At 61.1% G+C, this 509-nt stretch carries 1 protein-coding gene; it reads right to left on the reverse strand.

Annotated elements, in window-relative coordinates:
- Window positions 1–36: 36 nt before the first annotated feature.
- A partial coding sequence (locus HX846_RS35185) for a substrate-binding domain-containing protein (protein ID WP_178967251.1) occupies window positions 37–509 on the reverse strand: 473 nt, incomplete at its 5' end.

Here is a 509-nt window from a genome sequence, read left to right on the forward strand (position 1 = left end):
CCCGCTCCCACACTTGACCGGGTTTCAAGTCAAAACTTACTTCGTACCGCTCACCTGCTGGTACAGCGCATCCGCATTCGCATTGGTCACCGGCACCCACGGCAGGATGTAGTTCCTGGCGGTGCCGTCACCCCATTTCACGTCCTTGCCATAACGTTCCCAGATCACCGACTGCGGCTTGTAATCCTTGCCTGCAAGCGCCCGCAGCGCCACATCCAGCGCGCCTTGAGACTGGGCCTGGGCGTCCTGCAGGAAGGTGGTCACTTCATCTTTCTTCGCCGCCTGGATCGCATCCGGCATGCCGTCGATGGATGTCACCGGCACATCCTTGGACGTCAGCCCATGGGACTTCAACGCCTGCACCGCACCGAGGGCCATGTCATCGTTTTGCGCGATCACCCCGTTGATGCCCTTGGGGTGTGCGTTCAGCCAGTCTTCGGTCAGGGCCAGGGCCTGGGCGCGGTCCCAGTTGGCGGTTTTCTTCTCGATGATCTTGATGTCCGGGTGCT

This window comes from Pseudomonas sp. K5002 (genome assembly GCF_013386655.1).
Taxonomy (GTDB): domain Bacteria; phylum Pseudomonadota; class Gammaproteobacteria; order Pseudomonadales; family Pseudomonadaceae; genus Aquipseudomonas.